This window comes from Mesorhizobium sp. M1D.F.Ca.ET.231.01.1.1 (assembly GCF_003999155.2).
Lineage (GTDB): Bacteria > Pseudomonadota > Alphaproteobacteria > Rhizobiales > Rhizobiaceae > Mesorhizobium.
On the sequence record NZ_RZOZ02000302.1, the window covers coordinates 1 to 279 of the forward strand.

Below are 279 nucleotides of genomic sequence, written 5' to 3' on the forward strand. Positions count from 1 at the left end.
CAACGTACTTCCAGGCCCTCTCCCTGGTGCCGCCGATCGCGCAGGGCGAAGTGCGCTACTCAGCGGCATTCGAGGCAAACGCCCCGCCCGTGGATTGCCCCCCGCCGCCGGGGCTGATCTCAGCCCTCGTACCGGAGATGGATCAGCGGATACGGGCGGCCCTGCGAATCCAGCGGTGAACGTCCGGTTTCGACGAAACCCATGCGCTGGTAGAAGCCGACGGCCTGCGCGTTCTGTTCGTTGACGTCGGTACTGAGCTGCGGATGCAGGGCCAGCGCA

At 66.7% G+C, this 279-nt stretch carries 1 pseudogene; it reads right to left on the minus strand.

From position 1 onward, the window contains the following. Positions 1 to 119: 119 nt before the first annotated feature. Positions 120 to 279 (minus strand): annotated as a pseudogene (locus EN874_RS33415) (GNAT family N-acetyltransferase); the annotation flags it as partial.